Origin of the sequence: Methyloglobulus sp., from assembly GCF_040079455.1 — a bacterium.
GTDB lineage: Bacteria > Pseudomonadota > Gammaproteobacteria > Methylococcales > Methylomonadaceae > Methyloglobulus.
The window spans coordinates 15,536-33,563 of sequence record NZ_JBEBKJ010000040.1 but is presented as its reverse complement, the minus strand read 5'-3'; the positions used below and the strand labels follow the sequence as shown (position 1 = coordinate 33,563).

The window sequence follows — 18,028 nt, the reverse complement described above, 5'->3', positions numbered from 1 at the left end:
ATAGCGTTGCTTGCCTCTGACTCGACCATGCTTTACCGATTCTTCAACACCACAATGTTTACAGATTGCCATAGCCGCGCCTCCTTTGGATTAAGGAAGCTACTATAGCCAAAATGTATCTTTATGTAAACACTCTCGGGATTTTTATAGAAAGGCTGTCTAAAAAAGTGTCCGGTTTTACTTGACCATTACACTTTTGATGAGCTTCAGACACTTAAGTGTGCGTAAGGTGAGATCTTAACTATGAATTAGTTAGCTCATCTCCGCCATTCTTACGTTCTGCCTAAAATGGCTTAACCACCGCCAAAATCACAATCGCAATCAAAAATAATACCGGTACTTCATTCATCCAGCGGTAATAAACATGCCCGTGCTGGTTATGGTCATATTTGAAATCTAGCAGCCATTTGCCGCAGACGATATGGTAAATAAACAAGATAGCCAATAGTCCCAGTTTGGCATGTAGCCAGCCGCTTTTGCCGTACAGATCCCAATCGTAAGCGATTAGCAGCCAAACGCCGAAGAGGAAAGTCAGGATCATACCGGGAGTCATGATGCCGTAATAAAGCTTGCGTTCCATCACTTTAAACCGCTCAATGCTGATGGCATCGTCGCTCATGGCGTGGTAAACAAACAAACGCGGCAAATAAAACAACCCAGCAAACCAGGTGACCATAAAAATCAAATGTAAGGCTTTTAACCAGAGCATCGCTTATCCTTTTAGTAAATGTTGAATGCGGTTTTGCATATCTGTTACGTCAAATGCACCAACGACATGCTTTGCAACCGTGCCATCACCACCAATCAGCAATGTCGTCGGCGTTGCCCACACCCGACCAAATGCTCTGGCATGTTCAGCGCTGAGATCAAGCACAATAGGATAAGGCAATTTACTTTCGTTGGTCATGGCGACAACTTGATTCGGGGGATCATAAACCATCGAAATCGCAATAATTTCAAGCCCTTGCGGATGAAACTGCTTATACAGTGCAATCAAGTGAGGAATTTCTTTCACGCAACTTCCACAACTGGTCGCCCAAAACGTGATGAGGACGGGCTTTCCCTGCAAGTCTTGCAATGCCAAATGCTTGCCGGTGATCGTGGTGAAAGTGGTGTTGGGCGTAAAAGTATATTTCTCGCTTCTCGCCATCCATAAGGCAAGCGCGATCAACGCGATCAACAAGAGTCCTTTTAGCCACGGATTGGTTTTAACACGTTGTAAGTTCACATCCAACATATCCCGATTATACCAAAGCTGGTAAACTATTGGATTTTTAGCGTCTTTTCTTTTGGTTTTTAACATACATGAAAAAAATCCTTATTTCCGACAAATTGGCAGAAGCCGGCATTAACTATTTAAACGAGCAAGCCGAGTCCGGCATTAAAATTCATATCGAAACCGGCCTTGATGAAGAAGGGCTTTGTAACATCATTGGCGAGTACGATGCCTTGTTGATCCGCAGCGACACCAAAGTCACCAAAAAAGTGTTGGAAGCCGCCAAAAATCTGAAATTAATCGGTCGTGCTGGGATCGGCGTAGATAACGTCGATATTCCCATGGCAACCGAAATGGGCGTGATCGTCATGAACACCCCCGATGCCAATGCCACCACCACGGCGGAATTGGCGATTGCCCACATGATGTCCTTGAGCCGAAGGCTACCCGCCGCCGACCGTTCCGTACGCGCCGGTAAATGGGATCGTACCTTGGTTGGAGCAGAAATCGCACATAAAACCTTAGGCATTGTAGGTTTTGGCACCATTGGTCGTATTGCGTCTTCGCGTGGCTTGGGTTTAAGAATGGAAGTCATTGCTTACGATCCGTTTGTAGCCCCAGAAATCTACGCAGAATACGGTGTTGAATCCGTTAGCTTGGATGATTTGGTCAGCCGCGCCGACTACATCACCTTGCATTGTCCGCTGATTGAAAAAACCAAAAACCTTATCGGTGCCGCGCAATTTGCCAAAATGAAAAAAGGCGCACGGATTATTAACTGCGCCCGTGGCGGCTTGATTGATGAAAAAGCCCTTTACGACGCCTTAAAAAATGGGCAATGCGCGGGTGCGGCACTGGACGTTTACGAAAACGAACCGCCAGCCGGATCGCCGTTGTTGGAACTGGAAAACATCGTGTTTACCCCTCACTTAGGCGCATCAACGTCAGAAGCACAAGTGGCGGTGAGTGTTGAAATCGCACGGCAAGCGGTGTTGTTCTTGAAAACCGGAGAAGCGGTTAACGCACTTAACCTACCCAGAGTATCGGCAGAAGATCTCAATAAGTCGCATGATTTTATGAACTTAGCTACAGCTTTGGGTAAAATACTTGCTGGCTTAGCTAACCAACCGATCACCAAGATTGAAGTTGCGTTGTACGGTAGAGCCGCCGATGCTGCGGTGCGTCCGGTATCCGTTTCGGCCTTAATCGGCATCTTAAGTGGTCAGGTATCCACGCCAGTTAACCGTGTGAATGCCGAAAATATCGCCAAACGCCAAGGCATAGCATTAGTTGAATCAACCTGTAAGGACTCGCCCGATTACGTCTCCTTAATCAAAGTCACTGGGCATTGCGCTGATCAAAGCATCTCACTTTCTGGCGCATTGTTAGGCGGTCGCCAGCCGCGTTTGGTGTGCATCAACCATTTTGATATTGAAGTTGTCCCAGAAGGCACTTTGATAGTTACTCGTCATGACGATAGGCCGGGCGTGATCTCAGCAATCAGCTCGGTATTGGGTAATGCCAATATCAATATCACTCGGATGCAAGTGAGTACGGTCGATGTCAAAGATCAGGCAATGGCAGTTATTAGCGTGTCCGAGCCCGTGCCGGATACCATCATGCAGCAAATTTGCAATCTCACCCCGGTGTGCAACGCCAAGCAAATTAGTCTATGAGTTATGACGTAATTTGCTTTGATTGCGACAGTACCTTAAGCAAGATAGAGGGCATAGACGAATTGGCAAAGTGGGCAGGTGTGGGCGAAGAAATGGCTCGCCTGACCGATGCTGCCATGAATGGAGAACTGCCGCTTGAAGCAGTGTACGGAAAGCGCTTGGAGACCATACAGCCTAGCCAGACCGGCATAGCCAAACTGGCTGATTTGTACATCCAAGAAATGGTAGATGGTGTTAAAGAAGTCTTCACCACCTTATTAGCGCAGGACAAGGAAGTCCACATTATCAGTGGCGGCTTGCGGCAGGCAATCCTGCCGTTGGCAAAAGCCTTAAACGTACCGGAACATAATGTCCATGCAGTCGATGTCAGTTTTAATTCCGACGGTAGTTACTTAAGCTTTGATGTGATTTCCCCGTTGGCGAGGTCAGGTGGCAAAGGGGAGATTTGTAAGCAATTGCTGAATGGTAAGCAATCTTTAGCCATTATCGGCGATGGCAAAACGGATATGGAAGCTAAACAACCGGGCGTTACCGTCATAGGCTTTGGTGGTATATGTGACCGACCTATCGTGCGACAATTAGCTGATAATTATACAAAAGAAGCTAGTTTGATGGCTGTTTTAGCATACATTTTATAAATTTCATTTGTGCAATAATAAACCAATATTTGTTCGACTGATTGTGTTTTGTCATTTCGAACGGTAGTGAGAAATCTTAGGCTACCTAAAATAAGATTTCTCACTATCGTTAGAAATGGCAGTGATTTTTTTGCCACAAAGATAGCCATCATTCGATAAGCGATAAACGGACTGGTAAAATTCCAACTTTTAAGACTGTAATTGTAGAGAGAGATAATGGCTGGACACAGTAAATGGGCTAACATCAAACATAGAAAAGCCGGGCAAGATGCCAAGCGCGGAAAAATTTTCACCAAAATGCTGCGCGAAATCACCGTAGCGGTAAAAACCAGTGGGCCGGATGCGGCAAGCAATCCAACTTTACGCACTGTAATCGACAAAGCATTAGGTGCCAATATGCGCCGAGACACCATCGACACCGCCATCAAAAAAGCCTCTGGTGCATTGGAAGGCGCAAATTACGAAAACGTCCGCTATGAAGGTTACGGCCCTGGTGGCACGGCGGTCATCGTCGATTGCCTGACCGATAACCGCAACCGCACCGTCGGCGAAGTCCGTCATGCCTTTACCAAAGCGGGCGGCAATTTAGGTACGGATGGCTCAGTGGCTTACCTGTTCAACAAGTTAGGCATACTCAGCTACGCACCCAGTATCGACGAAGATGCCCTAATGGAAGCCGCACTGGAAGTGGGCGCTGAGGATGTGGTCGCTTATGACGACGGTTCCGTGGATGTCATGACCACGCCAGAAACGTATCTTGCCGTCAAAGAAGCCTTGGTTACATCGGGATTCGAGCCGGATAACGCCGAAGTCACGATGCAAGCAGCAATCCAAGCTGAGTTGGATGCCGAAACCGCCGAGAAAATGATGCGCCTGATTGACCGTCTGGAAGACCTGGATGACGTGCAGAATGTCTATTCCAATGCGGATATTAGTGATGAGATTATGGAAGGCTTGGAGTAAACCAAAAAACAAGTTAAACAATCACAGCATATCGTTCCCACGCTCCAGCGTGGGAACGCAACCCCAGACGCTCCAGCGTCCAGTCCAATAATACAACCAACAAATGGGAAGAAGACGCTACACCATAACCGAACCCGATAAACCTCACTTTCTGACCTGTACCGTTGTAGAATGGTTGCCTGTTTTTACTCGTCCTGACACGGTAGAAATCTTGCCGGATTATTGGCGATACCAACGGGAAAACGAAGGCTTACGGCTGTATGGCTACGTCATTTTAGAAAATCATTTACACTTTATCGCCCAAGCGCAAAACTTAAACCTTTGCGTGAGCAGCTTCAAATCCTTTACTGCCCGGAAGATTATCGACTACCTTAAGCTACAGAATGCACAGACGTTGTTGGCACGCTTGCGTTTTGCCAAATTAGCGCACAAGCAGGATCGGGAATTTCAGTTTTGGCAGGAGGGCGTACATGCCGAACTGATATTTAGCGAGGCGATGATGCGCGAGAAATTAGATTACATCCATGCCAATCCGGTAAAACGCGGCTACGTAAACCTGCCTGAACACTGGCGTTATTCGAGTGCGAGTAACTACGCGGGGCAGGTTGGCTTGATGGAGATAGATGTTTGGTGAGACGTGACGCTGGAGCAAACTTCTCATCGTTCCCATGCTCCGCGTGGGAACATTTCTTGTACCGCTCCTGCGGTACGGGACGCAGAGCGCCCCTTGCGGCATTCCCACGTAGAACGTGGGAACGATGAAAAACATAGATAACAGGCTATTTGTGCCAGTTGATTATTTAACAAACGGTGGTATGGGGTTAAATACCACTAATGGAGTCTGAAAATAGGGATTGATACTGCACTCAGCGCCATCCTGTGCGAGCTTATCGGAAAGATAAATAATTGACTGTAATTTCTTCCTTAATGTTAACCAGCGTTTGGCTAAGGTTTCATTGGGGTTATTATGTACAAAGTTATACGCCATAGATGTTGAACGATTCACTGGAATAACTAAGAATTCGTGTATCTTGATATTAGGACTTCCAAGCGCCAGAGCGACATTAATAATCCTAAGATCCAGGTTATCAAGAAAGCCGCGCCATTTTAGCCACTCTGATTTGGCAGAATTTATTCCCCAAATTATCCCATCAGCAGAGGTATCGGTTAACCCAAGGGTATTTCGAGAATAGCTTAAGGCAGCGTCGAAAGCGTTATTTATGGCTAAAAAACGCTTTTGCGCCTGTGACCCTAAAACAGAAGGTTTCCCTGCTATGGAAACGCAAGCTGGATAGATAACAGGGTCTGTCATTGCATTCGCTATCACGCCCCAAAATGACGCAAGCAAGGTCATTGTTACAAAAATATTTTTGATGTTTTTGCTCATAAATTATCTCCAAAAAAGTTAAATTTTCTTTAGTGTTAACATCGTCTTATCCAGTTTTAAGGTTAAACCTTACTCTAAGGCTATGCTACGGTGATAAAATACCAACCAAACAAAGTTTTTGCTGAGGTAATTTACCGGAAAAATGCGTGAATATTCCACATAATCCCAGTCAATTTTGTGTTAAGCCTCCAATGTTGGGGTTCGTACCACACCCCAACTTACAATGATTAATGAAAATATTAGGCATAGACCCCGGCTCACGATTGACAGGTTACGGCGTGATTGAAGAATCGCCGCACGGTTTCCAATACATCGCCAGCGGCAGTATTCGGGTGACGGCGGAGTATTTTCCTGAGCGGCTTAAGCAGATATTCAAAGGATTATTGGAAGTGGTGGAACGCTATCAGCCGGAGCAAATGGCTATCGAACAGGTATTTATGCACATCAACGCCGACTCTGCCTTAAAATTGGGTCAGGCGCGTGGGGCGGCGATCTGCGCAGTGCAGGCGGCGGGTTTGCCGGTGTTTGAATATTCTGCCAAGCAAGTCAAACAAGCCGTCGTCGGGAAAGGTAATGCGGCAAAGACGCAAGTACAGCACATGGTTAAAATTCTGTTAAATATTCAAGGCGAAATGCAAATTGATGCCAGCGATGCGCTGGGCATTTGTATCTGCCATGCCCATCATCAGCAGACTGCGTTGCGCTTACAAAAAGGTTGGGGTAAATGATCGGCTTTTTGCGCGGCAAACTGATCCACAAAGCCCCGCCCTTATTGTTGCTGGATGTGCAAGGCGTGGGTTATGAGGTGGAAGCGCCGATGACCACGTTTTATAACCTACCCGCCATCGGTACTGAAATCTTGTTGCATACGCATTTAGTGGTAAGGGAAGATGCACACATTTTATTCGGCTTTTCCACCGAAGCCGACCGAACGATGTTCAGGACGTTGATTAAGGTCAATGGTGTCGGCCCTAAACTGGCATTGACGATATTATCCGGCCAGACCGCCGAAGAATTCCATCGCTGTATTTACAATAACGACACCCAAGCCTTGGTAAGGTTGCCCGGCGTAGGCAAAAAAACCGCCGAACGGTTGGTCATTGAAATGCGTGACCGCTTGCCGGATTTGGGGGAATCGTCAATATCTAACATCGAGACAGTCAGCTCGGTAATGACTATATCAAATGCCAGCCCCAAGCAGGAAGCCATCAGTGCCTTATGTTCATTAGGCTATAAGCCCTTAGATGCTAGTAAAATGGTGCAAAATATCGGTGTCGAAGGCAAAAGTTGTGAGGAGATTATCCGGCTGGCGTTGCAGGGTGCGGTGAGATAGGGTTATTTGGGAAGCTCTGATAAAGTCCTTCGACAAACTCAGGACGAACGGTTAGGCGTTGATTCCGTTCGTGGTGAGCCTGTCGAACCATGAGCGGAATCAACTTGTTCAGAGCTTAACTTTGACAATGCTTGCAGAAATGGTGTAAAAACGTATCATAATTGCACCAAATCCGAAAATAGCCATGCCCAGACAAAGCATCACCATTACGACACCCAACGACAACTGGCTTAATGCCTTGGTTGAAAGCGAGGAGTACACCAGCAAAAGCGAAATCGTCAACGACCTTATCCGCAAGGCGCGGGCACAGCAGGGCGGACTTGACTACATCCACGCCAAGCTGGTCAAAGCCGAAACCAGCGGGTTTGTCGAACAGACTGCCGAAGACATGAAAGCCGAATTTAAGGCAGAACTGCGGCGCGATGGCAAGCTATAGGCTTACGGAAGCCGCCAAGGAGGATTTATGGCGTATATACCAGTATGGCGTAGTCCAATTTGGCGAAGCGCAAGCCGACAGCTATTTTAATGCATTGTTTGAACGCTTCGGGCAAATCGCGGACAACCCTATGCTTTACCCGTCCGTGGATTATATCCGCGCCGGATACCGGCGGAGCGTGTGCGGCGTAGACAGCATCTTTTACCGCATCATGGATGATACGGTAGAAATAATCAGTATATTAAGCCGTCAAGATATTGATAGAATTCTTTAGTTTAATGCGCTTGTGTTGGTGATGCACGAACCGCATCAATCGCGAAAGATGCTCGTCCCTTCGTTCATCAACATCCTACGTTAGCGCATGTTAAAGATTGATAAACATGAATAGAATATTTTCCATTATTGTTTCATTTGGAATACTGACGATGTGTTTTTTGCCATGGACACTCGCCGCACATTTAATGTTATCGTTTGGCTCGGAAGAGACACCTCTTATGAAAGCACTTCAACATTACGGAAGTGAAGTGGTTGTCCAAAAAATGATAGCTGAAGGTAAAGCAGGTTCTTTAGAACCCGGTGCTGGATATGATGGGCCGATACATTACACTATTCCTAATTTACGGAACAGTACAAAATTCATGCCAATTTTAAATCAATTAATTGATGCAGGTGCTGATGTGAATGAATTTGACCGTTCGGGTCCACCACTTTTGGATGCTGCATTTGCAAATGATACCGAAGTAATAAAATTTTTAATTAAACGAGGCGCTGATGTCGATAGGCAAAATTGTTATGGGGAAACAGCCTTAATGAAGGCTTCTCAGACAGGTCATGCCGAAGCCTTAATAGAGTTGCTTAATTCAGGTGCAAATAAAAACATTCGCAGTCGTGATGGAACTACAGCACTTGATAAGGCAAAAACAGAAAGGATTAAGGGCTTACTTAATGGCACACAACATTGATAACAAGCTTATAACCAACAATCACAACTGGTTCACTTGGTTTTTATTTTATCTTTTCCCGTTACTGCTATCGCTGAATTCTTATATGAGGAATGAGATAGAAGGGATCGGGACATATAACAACTGCATTGATGAAAGAAAAAGTTATCTAGCACAGGATGTACTTGGCATTTGTTGCGTACAACATAGCGCAATGTACCAGCAACCTCATAAGGATAAGTTGTTAATCCCATATACCGATCAAATACGTGTTTTGTGGGCGCGTACGCATTCGTATTCTGCAGTTTTAGTATGCTTATTTCTTACCCCAAATGTACTTTTTTTGTTTTACTATTTACTACCAACCAATAATAAACTGTTTTTGATATCAGCTCGCTTCGCAAACATGGCGGTATATGTGTTTATTATTGTGACTTTTGTTCATTTATTAATGACTTTTTCTGACAGTTAGTAATGCATAAGATGGAATTCCATGTAGGCAAAATGCCTTTTCGTTTATTGTAGCCACGTCATAAGCCAACTTACCTTTAATTAATGATCGAATCCGACCGCATGATAAGCGGCAACAGCCAGCCCGACGAAGAACGCCAAGACCGCGCTATAAGGCCAAAACGCTTAGTTGACTACGTTGGCCAACAAGAGCTGCGTGCCCAAATGGAAATCTTCATCCAAGCGGCGACGGCACGTAAGGAAGCCTTGGATCATGTCCTGATTTTCGGCCCTCCTGGCCTAGGTAAAACCACCTTAGCCAATATCATCGCCACGGAAATGTGTGTTAATATTCGCCAAACTTCAGGGCCGGTGCTTGAAAAAGCGGGGGATTTGGCGGCTTTGCTGACCAATCTTGAAGCCCATGACGTGCTGTTTATTGATGAAATACATCGATTGAGTCCCGCAGTTGAAGAAATCTTGTATCCAGCGATGGAGGATTACCAACTGGATTTGATGATAGGGGAAGGTCCTGCCGCAAGGTCGATCAAGCTGGATTTGCCGCCGTTTACCTTAGTCGGTGCGACAACTCGGGCTGGTTTATTGACATCGCCGCTTAGGGATCGTTTCGGTATCGTCCAACGCCTGGAATTTTATACGGTTGAAGAGTTAGCCAGTATTGCCATGCGTTCGGCGAATGTATTAGGCATTAGCATGGAACCGCAAGGGGCTTATGAAATCGCCCGTCGTTCCCGTGGTACACCGCGTATCGCCAACCGCTTGCTGCGCCGGGTGCGGGACTATGCCGAAGTTAAGGCGAATGGAGTAATAACGGAAATTATTTCTGTTCAGGCTCTAGACATGTTGCGTGTGGATACTAACGGCTTTGATGCACTTGACCGTAAATTATTGATGGCGATGATAGACAATTTTTCCGGTGGCCCAGTGGGACTAGATACCTTGGCTGCGGCAATTAATGAAGAGCGTGGCACGATAGAAGATGTCTTGGAACCGTACTTATTGCAACAAGGCTTCATCATGCGTACGCCGCGTGGTCGTGTCGTCACGCAACAAGCATATTTGCACTTTGGCATGAAGCCCCCAAAAAGTTTGGGTGTTTCCGGGGATTTGTTTGAATAAACCGTTTTTTTGGCCTGTTCGCGTCTATTATGAAGACACTGACGCGGGTGGCGTGGTGTTCTACGCCAATTACCTGAAATATTTTGAGCGGGCAAGAACCGAATTGCTCAGGGCAATGGGTTACGAGCAGGATGAACTGATGGTTAGTGAAGGCATCATCTTTGCCGTGCGTTCCCTGGCAGTTGATTATAAAAAACCGGCGCGGTTTAATCAGTTATTAGCGGTAAGCGCCGATATAAAACAGTTTAAAAAAGCCAGTATCGAATTTGTACAACACATAACACGGGATAACGAAATATTAGTGGCGGGCGAAGTACGCATTGCTTGCCTTGATGTAAATACGTTGAAACCCAAAGCCATTCCTGAAAATTTATTAGAGCAGTTAAAACATGAATACTGATTTGTCCATTTTTCATCTCGTCCTTGAGGCCAGCTTTGTCGTCCAATTTGTCATGCTAATACTGATTGTGGCATCCGTGGCATCCTGGACTTTCATATTTTCCAAGCGCAAAGAACTTAGCCGCGCAATACAAATTACTGAAGAGTTTGAAGGCGAATTTTGGTCAGGCGTGGCGTTAGCTGATCTTTACAGAAAACTGGCGGCAAAAGATTTTGAACCGGAAGGCATAGAAAAAATATTTCTGGCGGGTTACAAAGAATTTTCACGGATGCGGCAAACCGGAACCGTCGAGCCGATGGTGCAAGTTGAAAGCGCCCAACGTGCCATGCGTATTGAGTTGTCGAGAGAGCTTGATCGCCTAGATGAGCATTTGGCTTTTCTGGCAACAGTGGGTTCAACCAGTCCTTACGTCGGTTTATTCGGCACCGTATGGGGGATCATGAATTCCTTTATGTCATTAAGCACAGTCAAACAAGCAACTTTGGCGCAGGTTGCACCGGGTATTGCCGAAGCGTTAATCGCAACGGCTATCGGCTTATTTGCTGCGATTCCTGCGGTGGTCGCCTACAACCGTTTTTCTACGCGGCTGGATAGCTTAACGGGTCGGTACGAATTGTTTGTCGAAGAATTCGTCGTATTGCTACAAAGACAGGCGCACATGAAATGAGAAAGACCAAGCGCAGAAAACCAATGGCTGAAATCAACGTCGTCCCTTATATCGACGTGACCTTGGTATTGTTAATTATTTTTATGATAACCACACCTATGTTGCAAACGGGTGTGGAAGTGGATTTACCTGTAGGTGAATCTTCTGTCATCGAGCAAAAAGAAGGTGTCCCCCATATAGTTATTTCAATCGAGGCAAACGGACAACATTATATTAATGTCGATGACGAGAATAAGGAATTGGTGCAACCAGATGAGATAAAAGACCGTATTACAGCGCTGTTAAGCAAAAATAAAAACGCTCAAGTTAAGATTAATGCTGATAAAAGCGTGGGTTATGGTTCCGTATTCACGGTTATCTTAGCAGTAAAAAATGCTGGAGTGCCTGATATGGGATTCCTCTGCAAGTTGGAAGACAACCAATAAAAGTTAAATGGATAGTCAAAAAAAGCATACAAGGGCCTTCACTTTAGCCTTAGTTTTGCATCTTACTTTACTGGGGTTGTTTGGCTTAAGCGCATTTTTTAAGCCTAAAGCAGAGGAATCGAAGTTAGCTACAGTCATCATTCATGCCACAACCGTAGAGGATACAAGTGTTCCCGCAATAACGGAAACACCTACAGCAAGCAAGTCTGTCGAACGAACCAAGCAGGTAGCAGAACAAAAGCAGGAAAAGGAACAAGCAGTTGCAACTAAAAAAGCCGAAGAAAAACAAGCAGAATTGCTTGATCAAAAAGCAGCGGAAGTAGCCCAGGCTAAAGCAGAGGCTAAGAAGGAAGCGGCTGAAAAAACCAAAGCTGAAACAAAAAAACTGGAAGCCATTGAGACAAAAAAAGCTGAGATAAAAGAAGAAACCGCAAAAAAAGCAGAGGCTAAGAAAGAAGAAACAGCTAAAGCTGCCGCCGAGACAAAGGCCGAAGCAAAAAAGCAGGAAGAAGCGAAGGTAAAGGAAGAAACTAAAAAAGCGGCGGTAGCAGCTAAAGCAGAAGCACTCGCCAAAGAAAAAGCTGAATCAAAAAAAGTGGCAGATGCAAAAAAGAAAGAAGAAAATGCTAAAGCTTTAGCAAAAGATGAAGCCAAAAAACTTGAAGCCTTAGCGGATAAAAAAGCAGAGGCCAAGAAAAAAGAAATAGCTAAAGCAGAATCTGCCGCCGAGGCCAAAGCTGAAGCAAAAAAACTGGAAATAGCAAAAGCTAAGGAAGAAGCCAAAAAAGCGGCGGCTGATGTCAAAGCGGATACAGCCGCCAAGGAAAAGGCTGAGGCAAAAAAAGCCGCAGCAGCAGAAGCGAAAAAGCAAGCGGCTGCCGAAGCTAAAAAAGAAGCCGCCGCCGAGGCAAAAGCGAAAGCTGCCGCAGAAGCGGCTGCTCAAGCAAAATCTGAAGCCAAAAAAGCAGCGGAAGCTGAAGCAAAAGAAGCCGCAGCAAAACGTATTGCCGAATTAGCCGCCGCAGAACAAGCAAAATTCGAAGCTGATAAGAAGGCTAAAGCCGAAGCCGCCGCACAAGCCAAAGCAGAGGCGGCAAAAGCCAGCGCAGCTGCAAATGCAGCCGAAATCGCAAAATACAAAAATCTTATATCGACCAAAGTACACAATAGCTGGTTTCCACCGCCTGGTTCTACCGGTTCGAGATGTACTGTAAAAGTAAAGCTAACATCCGATGGAACAGTAATGGACGCTACTGCCAACTGTAACGGTAATGATTTATTTGCCCGTTCGGTAGAAAATGCTATCAACAAGGCTTCACCACTACCTGTCCCGCCAGATAGAGAATTATTCTACAAATATTTTAAGCCGCTTATTTTTAATTTTAATTCTTAAAGTTAGGCTTAACTATTGCTAATATCCTATTGATATTCATGATATATTAATGCTTTGAAGATATAACTATTACAACTATTGTGTTTCAGACTATAGGCTTAACGAGGTAGAAACGTGAATTTCCTTAAAAAAATCCTGATATTAGGCTTAATGCTTGCCTTCGCGCCGCTGAGTCAGGCCGAACTAACTATCGACATCACCGAAAGCTCAGATAGCGGCACTCCCGTTGCCGTCGTACCGTTTGCCACCTCCGGTGCACCTGTAGATGTCAGCTCGGTTATTAATGCCGATCTAGCGCGTAGCGGCTATTTCAAAATGTTGGCAGAACAATATATGCGGAGTAGGCCGAGTTCTGCTTCTGCTGTCCAATTCCCTGAATGGCAGGCATTAAACCAGAATTATCTGGTGGTGGGCCAGGTTGGCGGTGGTACAGGCGGTCAGTACAGCGTGCAATTTCAGTTGCTGGATGTGCTGAAAAGCAGCCAATTGCTCGGTTATCAGATGAATTCATCTGCTGCTGACTTACGTCGGACAGCCCACCAAATTGCAGACATGATCTTTGAAAAATTGACGGGCAAAAAAGGTGCGTTTAGCGGCCGCATTGCCTATGTGACTAACAATAAGCAGCAAAGTCAGCTCCAGGTGGCAGATGCCGACGGCTTTAATCCACAAACTATCGCCAGCTCGCAAGAGCCTTTGATGTCACCTTCCTGGTCGCCGGATAAAAGCAAAATGGCTTATGTGTCTTTCGAGCGAAAGACAGCCGCGATTTACGTACAGATTTTGGCAACCGGTCAACGCAAGCGCGTTGCGGAGTTCCCTGGCATCAATGGCGCTCCTGCATGGTCTCCTGATGGCAACAAACTGGCACTGACCTTATCTAAAGATGGCAGCCCCGACATTTACACGCTCAATCTGGGATCCGGCTCATTAACCAAATTGACCAAAAGCTATTCGATTGACACCGAACCAGTCTGGTCGCCCGATGGCAACAACATCGTATTTACCTCTGATCGTGGCGGTAAGCCGCAACTGTATATGGTGTCAAGCAACGGTGGTGGAGAGAAAAGGATCACTTTTTCCGGCGATTATAATGCCCGTGCCAGCTTTTCACCCGATGGCAAAAGCATAGCAATGGTGCATGGCAACGGCGGTGATTACCGTATTGGTGTGATGGATGTCGGCAGCAAGTCGATCAACGTGTTGACGACAGGCCCTGCCGATGAATCACCCAGCTTTGCGCCCAATGGCACGATGGTTTTGTATGCTACCAAAAAAGGCGGTACGGCTTACTTATCCGCCGTGTCTTTAGATGGTAAAATGCAGCAAAAATTGGCTTTTAGCAATGGCGGCGTACGCGAACCTGCCTGGGCTCCTTAAAAACCACCTAACCCAATCAATAACTCAGGAACAAAGACTATGAAATTAAACAAAATATTATGGATTTTACTGGCGGCTGTATTCGCTTTATCCGGTTGCAGTGAAGACGAAGCAACGGACGGCCTTAATGCCGGACAAAATGCTGCCAGCGGCATTAACGACGCTTCAACCAGCGGATTGAATGGTGCTTCAACCTTATCAGGAATGGCTGGAGCGGGTTATACCGGCGTAACCGGCAATAATTCTTTCCTCGGCCCTGAATTCACTGATCCTAATAATCCCCTATCCAGAAGTACGATTTATTTCATGCTGGATAGCAGTGAAGTCCAACCGGATTTTATCCAAGTCATCAATGCCCATGCGAAATATTTGGTTGCCCATCCTAACCAAAAATTGACACTGGAAGGTCATGCGGATGAACGCGGCTCACCTGAATATAACATTGCATTAGGCGATCAACGCGCAAAAGCCGTTGCAGGCATGATGAAAGCCCAAGGCGTTACCGATGGTCAATTGACCCTGATTAGCTACGGCGAAGAAAAACCTGCCGTTTTTGGCAGTGATGAAGGCTCTTACGAGCGCAATCGTCGTGCTGAATTGTCTTATCAGAGGTAAGCATTGATGAATGCACGAATTGCATTGCTACTCTGCGCTTGCAGCACCGCTTGTGCTGAGTTGCCTCCGGTTGTTGATACATCGACTAATCCGGCACTGAATGCAGCTAAGCCACCCGCAGCAGCATTAACCTCAGATTATGAGATGATGAAGCGGATAGAGCAAATGCAAACGGAAGTCCAGCAGCTTACGGGTAAGGTCGAAGAGCAAGCCTCTCAAATAGAGGAGCTAAAAAAGCAGCAAAAAACCATGTTTACGGATTTTGATGACCGCATCCAAAACATCGAAAATAAATCCGGTGCAGGGCAGCCGTCGGCAGAAACGCCTGTTGATCCATCAACTTCAATAGAATCTGGCCCAGGTGCAACAGAATCCCCAGCACCTGCTGCTACCGACGATGCTGCAAGTAAAGCGCAGCCTGATACTACATCCGAAACCGCGGCACCTGCGGCGGCGGCAACCGTACAGCCTTCTGATGCTAGTTCTGCTCAAGTCTCAGATGCCGAAAAACAGGAATATCAGCAAGGCTATGATGATCTTAGGAATGGTCGTACTGCCCAAGCAATAACTGAATTTAATGCTTTTATAACTAGCCATCCTGGCAGCTCTTACGCGAGCAATGCACAATACTGGTTAGGTGAAGCCCATCGGGTTAATCAGGATAATACATCTGCCCGTAAAGCCTTCAATAGCGTGATTGAAACCTACCCTAATTCTACAAAAGTTCCGGATGCACTTCTAAAGCTGGGTTATATCGAAATGGAAGAGAAAAATCCTTCAAAAGCCCGTGAATATCTGACTCGAATAACGTCAGAATTTGCAAATTCCAGAGCTGCAGGATTAGCGCAAAAAAAACTGCTTATACTTGATGGAAGCCCAAAGTAATTGTGAGTTCACTGCGAATAACGGAAATTTTTTACTCCCTGCAAGGGGAGTCCAGCACCGTCGGCATTCCCACCGTTTTCATCAGGCTTACAGGTTGTCCGTTACGATGTGGTTATTGTGATACTGCTTACGCTTTCACTGGGGGCGAAAAAAAAGACATCAGCGACATTATTGCCGAAGTCGAAAGCTACGGGACGCGTTATGTCACTATAACTGGCGGCGAACCGCTGGCACAGACTTCATGCCTAGAGTTGATGACCAAGCTGCTCGATCTGGACTATGTTGTCTCTTTGGAAACCAGCGGTGCTTTGGATGTGTCTTCTGTAGATCCTCGCGCCATCAAAGTGATGGATCTTAAAACGCCAAGTTCTGGTGAAGTAAGTAAAAACCTGTATCAAAATATCCAGTACTTAACCAAAAACGACCAAGTGAAATTCGTCATTGGTAATGACGAAGATTACGCTTGGTCAAAACAGATATTATCAGAATATCAATTGACAGATTGTTGTGAAGCATTGTTTTCGCCTGTCATGGGACAGCAAAATCCTACCGAATTAGCCAATAAAATATTGCATGATAGATTGCCCGTGCGCTTCCAAATCCAGCTCCATAAATTGCTTTGGGACGATGCCAGAGGTAAATAGCCGTTAATGTCCAAAAAAGCCATCATCCTATTATCCGGCGGGTTAGATTCTATCACCGTGCTGGCTCTCGCCCAGCAACAGGGATTTGATTGCTATGCACTCAGTTTCGATTACGGACAAAGGCATAATGCCGAGTTAAAGGCCGCCAGTGAGATAGCTAAGGCTTATCAAGTAAAAGACCACAAAATCGTCAAACTTGGACTGGGTTCTATCGGCGGTTCAGCCCTCACCGATGAAAAAATTCAAGTTCCCGATAAACTCGAAGCAGGCATACCCGTAACCTACGTACCAGCGAGAAACACCATCTTTCTTGCTTTTGCTCTAGGCTGGGCGGAAGTGTTAAAAATAAGGGACATATTCATTGGCGTTAATGCAGTCGATTATTCAGGTTATCCCGATTGCAGACCAGAATTTATCAAGGCTTTCCAACAATTAGCCGATCTTGCCACTAAAGCCGGTGTAGAAGGCGAACATTTCACCATCCACACCCCGCTTATAGCCTTAAGCAAAGCTGAAATTATCAAGCTGGGAACAAATCTGGGTGTTAATTATGCTCCAACTGTCTCTTGCTATTCTGCCGACGAACAAGGTCGGGCTTGCAGGGTATGTGATGCGTGCCGACTAAGATCGCTAGGTTTTACGGAAGCCAAATCACAAGACCCTACTCGTTACCAACAATAACACCCAGGGCAATTGCGCTTAAATTATCCCGATGACGCGAAGTAAATAATCGTAACCCCAATCGGTTTTTAACCGTTTGATCTTGATCCCGACCTTCTCTCTTTAGAGAAGGTATCAATGACAACTGATTGGGATTAGTATTAATGGCTTAGAAAGCCAAGGAATGAAGGCAACATTTAAGCATTTTCCTGGTATTGGTCAGGTGGTAAATAATACACACCATTTTTTAGCAGAGCTTGAATTATCGGTTAGCGAACTGAATAAACACGATTGGCTGCCATTCAAGCAAATCGTTGAAAACTCGGATGCAATAATAATGCTTAGTCATGTGATATTAACCAAAGTTGATAGAGTCAATCCGGTATCTTTCTCGTATAAGGTAGTAAAAAATATTATCAGAGACGCTTGGCAATTCAAAGGTGTACTCATTTCAGACTATTTGACCATGGGGGCCGCAGACAGCCATGGCCTATGTAATTCTAGTGTGAATGCTCTGAATGCTGGGATTGATTTGCTTTTAATTTCTTATAACTACGAAAAAATTTACGATGCCATGTTTTGTGTAAATCGTGCATTTGAAAATGGGGCGTTACGTAGTGATATGTTAGTCCTTAGACAAAAACGACTTGCACAGGGGCTTCAATTTTATCGGTCGCATCCGACTTCAGCTCATTAGACAGCCGACATTTCGCGAAAACAGTGATTAAACGTTTTAGGTGTGACTGTAGTCACTGTCGTGAGATTCCGTATAACTAACT

At 45.6% G+C, this 18,028-nt stretch carries 23 protein-coding genes; 20 read left to right on the top strand and 3 right to left on the bottom strand.

What is annotated here, in order from left to right:
• Positions 1 to 283 precede the first annotated feature (283 nt).
• Positions 284 to 709, bottom strand: coding sequence for a protoporphyrinogen oxidase HemJ (gene hemJ / locus ABL924_RS10185; RefSeq protein WP_349026981.1), 426 nt, complete (start codon positions 707 to 709; stop codon positions 284 to 286).
• A 3-nt stretch (positions 710 to 712) separates the two neighbouring features.
• The gene (locus tag ABL924_RS10180) at positions 713 to 1,303 is read right to left on the bottom strand and encodes a TlpA disulfide reductase family protein (RefSeq protein ID WP_349026980.1); all 591 of its coding nucleotides are present in this window, start codon (positions 1,301 to 1,303) and stop codon (positions 713 to 715) included.
• A 2-nt stretch (positions 1,304 to 1,305) separates the two neighbouring features.
• Between ABL924_RS10180 and serA the strand changes: the two genes are divergently transcribed.
• The 4 genes from serA to ABL924_RS10160 all read left to right on the top strand — a co-directional run bounded on the left by serA (position 1,306) and on the right by ABL924_RS10160 (position 5,127).
• Positions 1,306 to 2,892, top strand: coding sequence for a phosphoglycerate dehydrogenase (serA, locus tag ABL924_RS10175; protein WP_349026979.1), 1,587 nt, complete (start codon positions 1,306 to 1,308; stop codon positions 2,890 to 2,892).
• Positions 2,889 to 3,530 carry an HAD-IB family phosphatase gene (locus tag ABL924_RS10170; protein ID WP_349026978.1) on the top strand — a complete coding sequence of 214 codons (642 nt, stop codon included), beginning with the start codon at positions 2,889 to 2,891 and terminating at the stop codon, positions 3,528 to 3,530. Before serA ends, ABL924_RS10170 begins: the two co-directional genes overlap by 4 nt.
• Positions 3,531 to 3,746: 216 nt before the next feature.
• Positions 3,747 to 4,493 (top strand): YebC/PmpR family DNA-binding transcriptional regulator, encoded by a 747-nt coding sequence (locus ABL924_RS10165; RefSeq protein ID WP_349026977.1) that lies wholly within the window; start codon positions 3,747 to 3,749, stop codon positions 4,491 to 4,493.
• A 103-nt stretch (positions 4,494 to 4,596) separates the two neighbouring features.
• Complete coding sequence (locus ABL924_RS10160; protein ID WP_349026976.1) at positions 4,597 to 5,127, top strand: transposase; 531 nt, start codon at positions 4,597 to 4,599, stop codon at positions 5,125 to 5,127.
• 162 nt (positions 5,128 to 5,289) lie between these two features.
• On the opposite strand, the gene ABL924_RS10155 is transcribed toward ABL924_RS10160, so the two are convergent.
• Complete coding sequence (locus ABL924_RS10155) at positions 5,290 to 5,880, bottom strand: hypothetical protein (RefSeq protein ID WP_349026975.1); 591 nt, start codon at positions 5,878 to 5,880, stop codon at positions 5,290 to 5,292.
• A gap of 230 nt (positions 5,881 to 6,110) precedes the next feature.
• Between ABL924_RS10155 and ruvC the strand changes: the two genes are divergently transcribed.
• The 16 genes from ruvC to ABL924_RS10075 all read left to right on the top strand — a co-directional run bounded on the left by ruvC (position 6,111) and on the right by ABL924_RS10075 (position 17,946).
• Positions 6,111 to 6,608: a crossover junction endodeoxyribonuclease RuvC gene (gene ruvC / locus ABL924_RS10150; protein WP_349026974.1), complete on the top strand. Its 498-nt coding sequence runs from the start codon at positions 6,111 to 6,113 to the stop codon at positions 6,606 to 6,608.
• Complete coding sequence (ruvA, locus tag ABL924_RS10145) at positions 6,605 to 7,213, top strand: Holliday junction branch migration protein RuvA (protein WP_349026973.1); 609 nt, start codon at positions 6,605 to 6,607, stop codon at positions 7,211 to 7,213. Before ruvC ends, ruvA begins: the two co-directional genes overlap by 4 nt.
• A gap of 184 nt (positions 7,214 to 7,397) precedes the next feature.
• On the top strand, positions 7,398 to 7,649 hold the full coding sequence (locus ABL924_RS10140; protein ID WP_349026972.1) for a CopG family transcriptional regulator: 252 nt from the start codon (positions 7,398 to 7,400) through the stop codon (positions 7,647 to 7,649).
• Complete coding sequence (locus tag ABL924_RS10135) at positions 7,636 to 7,923, top strand: type II toxin-antitoxin system RelE/ParE family toxin (protein ID WP_349026971.1); 288 nt, start codon at positions 7,636 to 7,638, stop codon at positions 7,921 to 7,923. The genes ABL924_RS10140 and ABL924_RS10135 overlap by 14 nt, the downstream gene beginning before the upstream one ends.
• A gap of 106 nt (positions 7,924 to 8,029) precedes the next feature.
• The gene (locus tag ABL924_RS10130; protein WP_349026970.1) at positions 8,030 to 8,611 is read left to right on the top strand and encodes an ankyrin repeat domain-containing protein; all 582 of its coding nucleotides are present in this window, start codon (positions 8,030 to 8,032) and stop codon (positions 8,609 to 8,611) included.
• A gap of 537 nt (positions 8,612 to 9,148) precedes the next feature.
• Positions 9,149 to 10,180, top strand: a complete 1,032-nt coding sequence (gene ruvB / locus ABL924_RS10125; protein ID WP_349026984.1) for a Holliday junction branch migration DNA helicase RuvB — start codon at positions 9,149 to 9,151, stop codon at positions 10,178 to 10,180.
• Positions 10,173 to 10,580, top strand: coding sequence for a tol-pal system-associated acyl-CoA thioesterase (ybgC, locus tag ABL924_RS10120; protein ID WP_349026969.1), 408 nt, complete (start codon positions 10,173 to 10,175; stop codon positions 10,578 to 10,580). The genes ruvB and ybgC overlap by 8 nt, the downstream gene beginning before the upstream one ends.
• Positions 10,570 to 11,247 carry a protein TolQ gene (tolQ, locus tag ABL924_RS10115; protein ID WP_349026968.1) on the top strand — a complete coding sequence of 226 codons (678 nt, stop codon included), beginning with the start codon at positions 10,570 to 10,572 and terminating at the stop codon, positions 11,245 to 11,247. The genes ybgC and tolQ overlap by 11 nt, the downstream gene beginning before the upstream one ends.
• Positions 11,248 to 11,270: 23 nt before the next feature.
• A complete protein-coding gene (locus ABL924_RS10110; RefSeq protein ID WP_349026967.1) occupies positions 11,271 to 11,672 on the top strand; it encodes an ExbD/TolR family protein in 402 nt (133 codons plus the stop codon).
• A gap of 7 nt (positions 11,673 to 11,679) precedes the next feature.
• Complete coding sequence (gene tolA, locus ABL924_RS10105) at positions 11,680 to 13,065, top strand: cell envelope integrity protein TolA (protein WP_349026966.1); 1,386 nt, start codon at positions 11,680 to 11,682, stop codon at positions 13,063 to 13,065.
• A gap of 114 nt (positions 13,066 to 13,179) precedes the next feature.
• Complete coding sequence (tolB, locus tag ABL924_RS10100) at positions 13,180 to 14,445, top strand: Tol-Pal system beta propeller repeat protein TolB (protein ID WP_349026965.1); 1,266 nt, start codon at positions 13,180 to 13,182, stop codon at positions 14,443 to 14,445.
• Between the two features lie 39 nt (positions 14,446 to 14,484).
• A complete protein-coding gene (gene pal, locus ABL924_RS10095) occupies positions 14,485 to 15,060 on the top strand; it encodes a peptidoglycan-associated lipoprotein Pal (RefSeq protein ID WP_349026964.1) in 576 nt (191 codons plus the stop codon).
• Between the two features lie 6 nt (positions 15,061 to 15,066).
• Complete coding sequence (gene ybgF / locus ABL924_RS10090; RefSeq protein WP_349026963.1) at positions 15,067 to 15,945, top strand: tol-pal system protein YbgF; 879 nt, start codon at positions 15,067 to 15,069, stop codon at positions 15,943 to 15,945.
• On the top strand, positions 15,945 to 16,589 hold the full coding sequence (gene queE / locus ABL924_RS10085) for a 7-carboxy-7-deazaguanine synthase QueE (RefSeq protein WP_349026983.1): 645 nt from the start codon (positions 15,945 to 15,947) through the stop codon (positions 16,587 to 16,589). Before ybgF ends, queE begins: the two co-directional genes overlap by 1 nt.
• A gap of 6 nt (positions 16,590 to 16,595) precedes the next feature.
• Complete coding sequence (queC, locus tag ABL924_RS10080) at positions 16,596 to 17,270, top strand: 7-cyano-7-deazaguanine synthase QueC (protein ID WP_349026962.1); 675 nt, start codon at positions 16,596 to 16,598, stop codon at positions 17,268 to 17,270.
• 124 nt (positions 17,271 to 17,394) lie between these two features.
• The gene (locus tag ABL924_RS10075; protein WP_349026982.1) at positions 17,395 to 17,946 is read left to right on the top strand and encodes a glycoside hydrolase family 3 N-terminal domain-containing protein; all 552 of its coding nucleotides are present in this window, start codon (positions 17,395 to 17,397) and stop codon (positions 17,944 to 17,946) included.
• Positions 17,947 to 18,028: the final 82 nt, after the last annotated feature.

Bases quoted from the DNA above. Each gene is read 5' to 3' on its own strand.
- ruvC (WP_349026974.1), top strand. From the start codon at position 6,111: ATGAAAATATTAGGCATAGACCCCGGCTCACGATTGACAGGTTACGGC.
- ABL924_RS10165 (WP_349026977.1), top strand. From the start codon at position 3,747: ATGGCTGGACACAGTAAATGGGCTAACATCAAACATAGAAAAGCCGGG.
- hemJ (WP_349026981.1), bottom strand. From the start codon at position 709: ATGCTCTGGTTAAAAGCCTTACATTTGATTTTTATGGTCACCTGGTTT.
- tolA (WP_349026966.1), top strand. From the start codon at position 11,680: ATGGATAGTCAAAAAAAGCATACAAGGGCCTTCACTTTAGCCTTAGTT.
- ybgF (WP_349026963.1), top strand. From the start codon at position 15,067: ATGAATGCACGAATTGCATTGCTACTCTGCGCTTGCAGCACCGCTTGT.
- ABL924_RS10160 (WP_349026976.1), top strand. From the start codon at position 4,597: ATGGGAAGAAGACGCTACACCATAACCGAACCCGATAAACCTCACTTT.
- ABL924_RS10170 (WP_349026978.1), top strand. From the start codon at position 2,889: ATGAGTTATGACGTAATTTGCTTTGATTGCGACAGTACCTTAAGCAAG.
- ABL924_RS10155 (WP_349026975.1), bottom strand. From the start codon at position 5,880: ATGAGCAAAAACATCAAAAATATTTTTGTAACAATGACCTTGCTTGCG.
- queC (WP_349026962.1), top strand. From the start codon at position 16,596: ATGTCCAAAAAAGCCATCATCCTATTATCCGGCGGGTTAGATTCTATC.
- ABL924_RS10140 (WP_349026972.1), top strand. From the start codon at position 7,398: ATGCCCAGACAAAGCATCACCATTACGACACCCAACGACAACTGGCTT.
- ABL924_RS10135 (WP_349026971.1), top strand. From the start codon at position 7,636: ATGGCAAGCTATAGGCTTACGGAAGCCGCCAAGGAGGATTTATGGCGT.
- ABL924_RS10130 (WP_349026970.1), top strand. From the start codon at position 8,030: ATGAATAGAATATTTTCCATTATTGTTTCATTTGGAATACTGACGATG.
- pal (WP_349026964.1), top strand. From the start codon at position 14,485: ATGAAATTAAACAAAATATTATGGATTTTACTGGCGGCTGTATTCGCT.
- ABL924_RS10180 (WP_349026980.1), bottom strand. From the start codon at position 1,303: ATGTTAAAAACCAAAAGAAAAGACGCTAAAAATCCAATAGTTTACCAG.
- serA (WP_349026979.1), top strand. From the start codon at position 1,306: ATGAAAAAAATCCTTATTTCCGACAAATTGGCAGAAGCCGGCATTAAC.
- ABL924_RS10110 (WP_349026967.1), top strand. From the start codon at position 11,271: ATGGCTGAAATCAACGTCGTCCCTTATATCGACGTGACCTTGGTATTG.
- ruvA (WP_349026973.1), top strand. From the start codon at position 6,605: ATGATCGGCTTTTTGCGCGGCAAACTGATCCACAAAGCCCCGCCCTTA.
- tolQ (WP_349026968.1), top strand. From the start codon at position 10,570: ATGAATACTGATTTGTCCATTTTTCATCTCGTCCTTGAGGCCAGCTTT.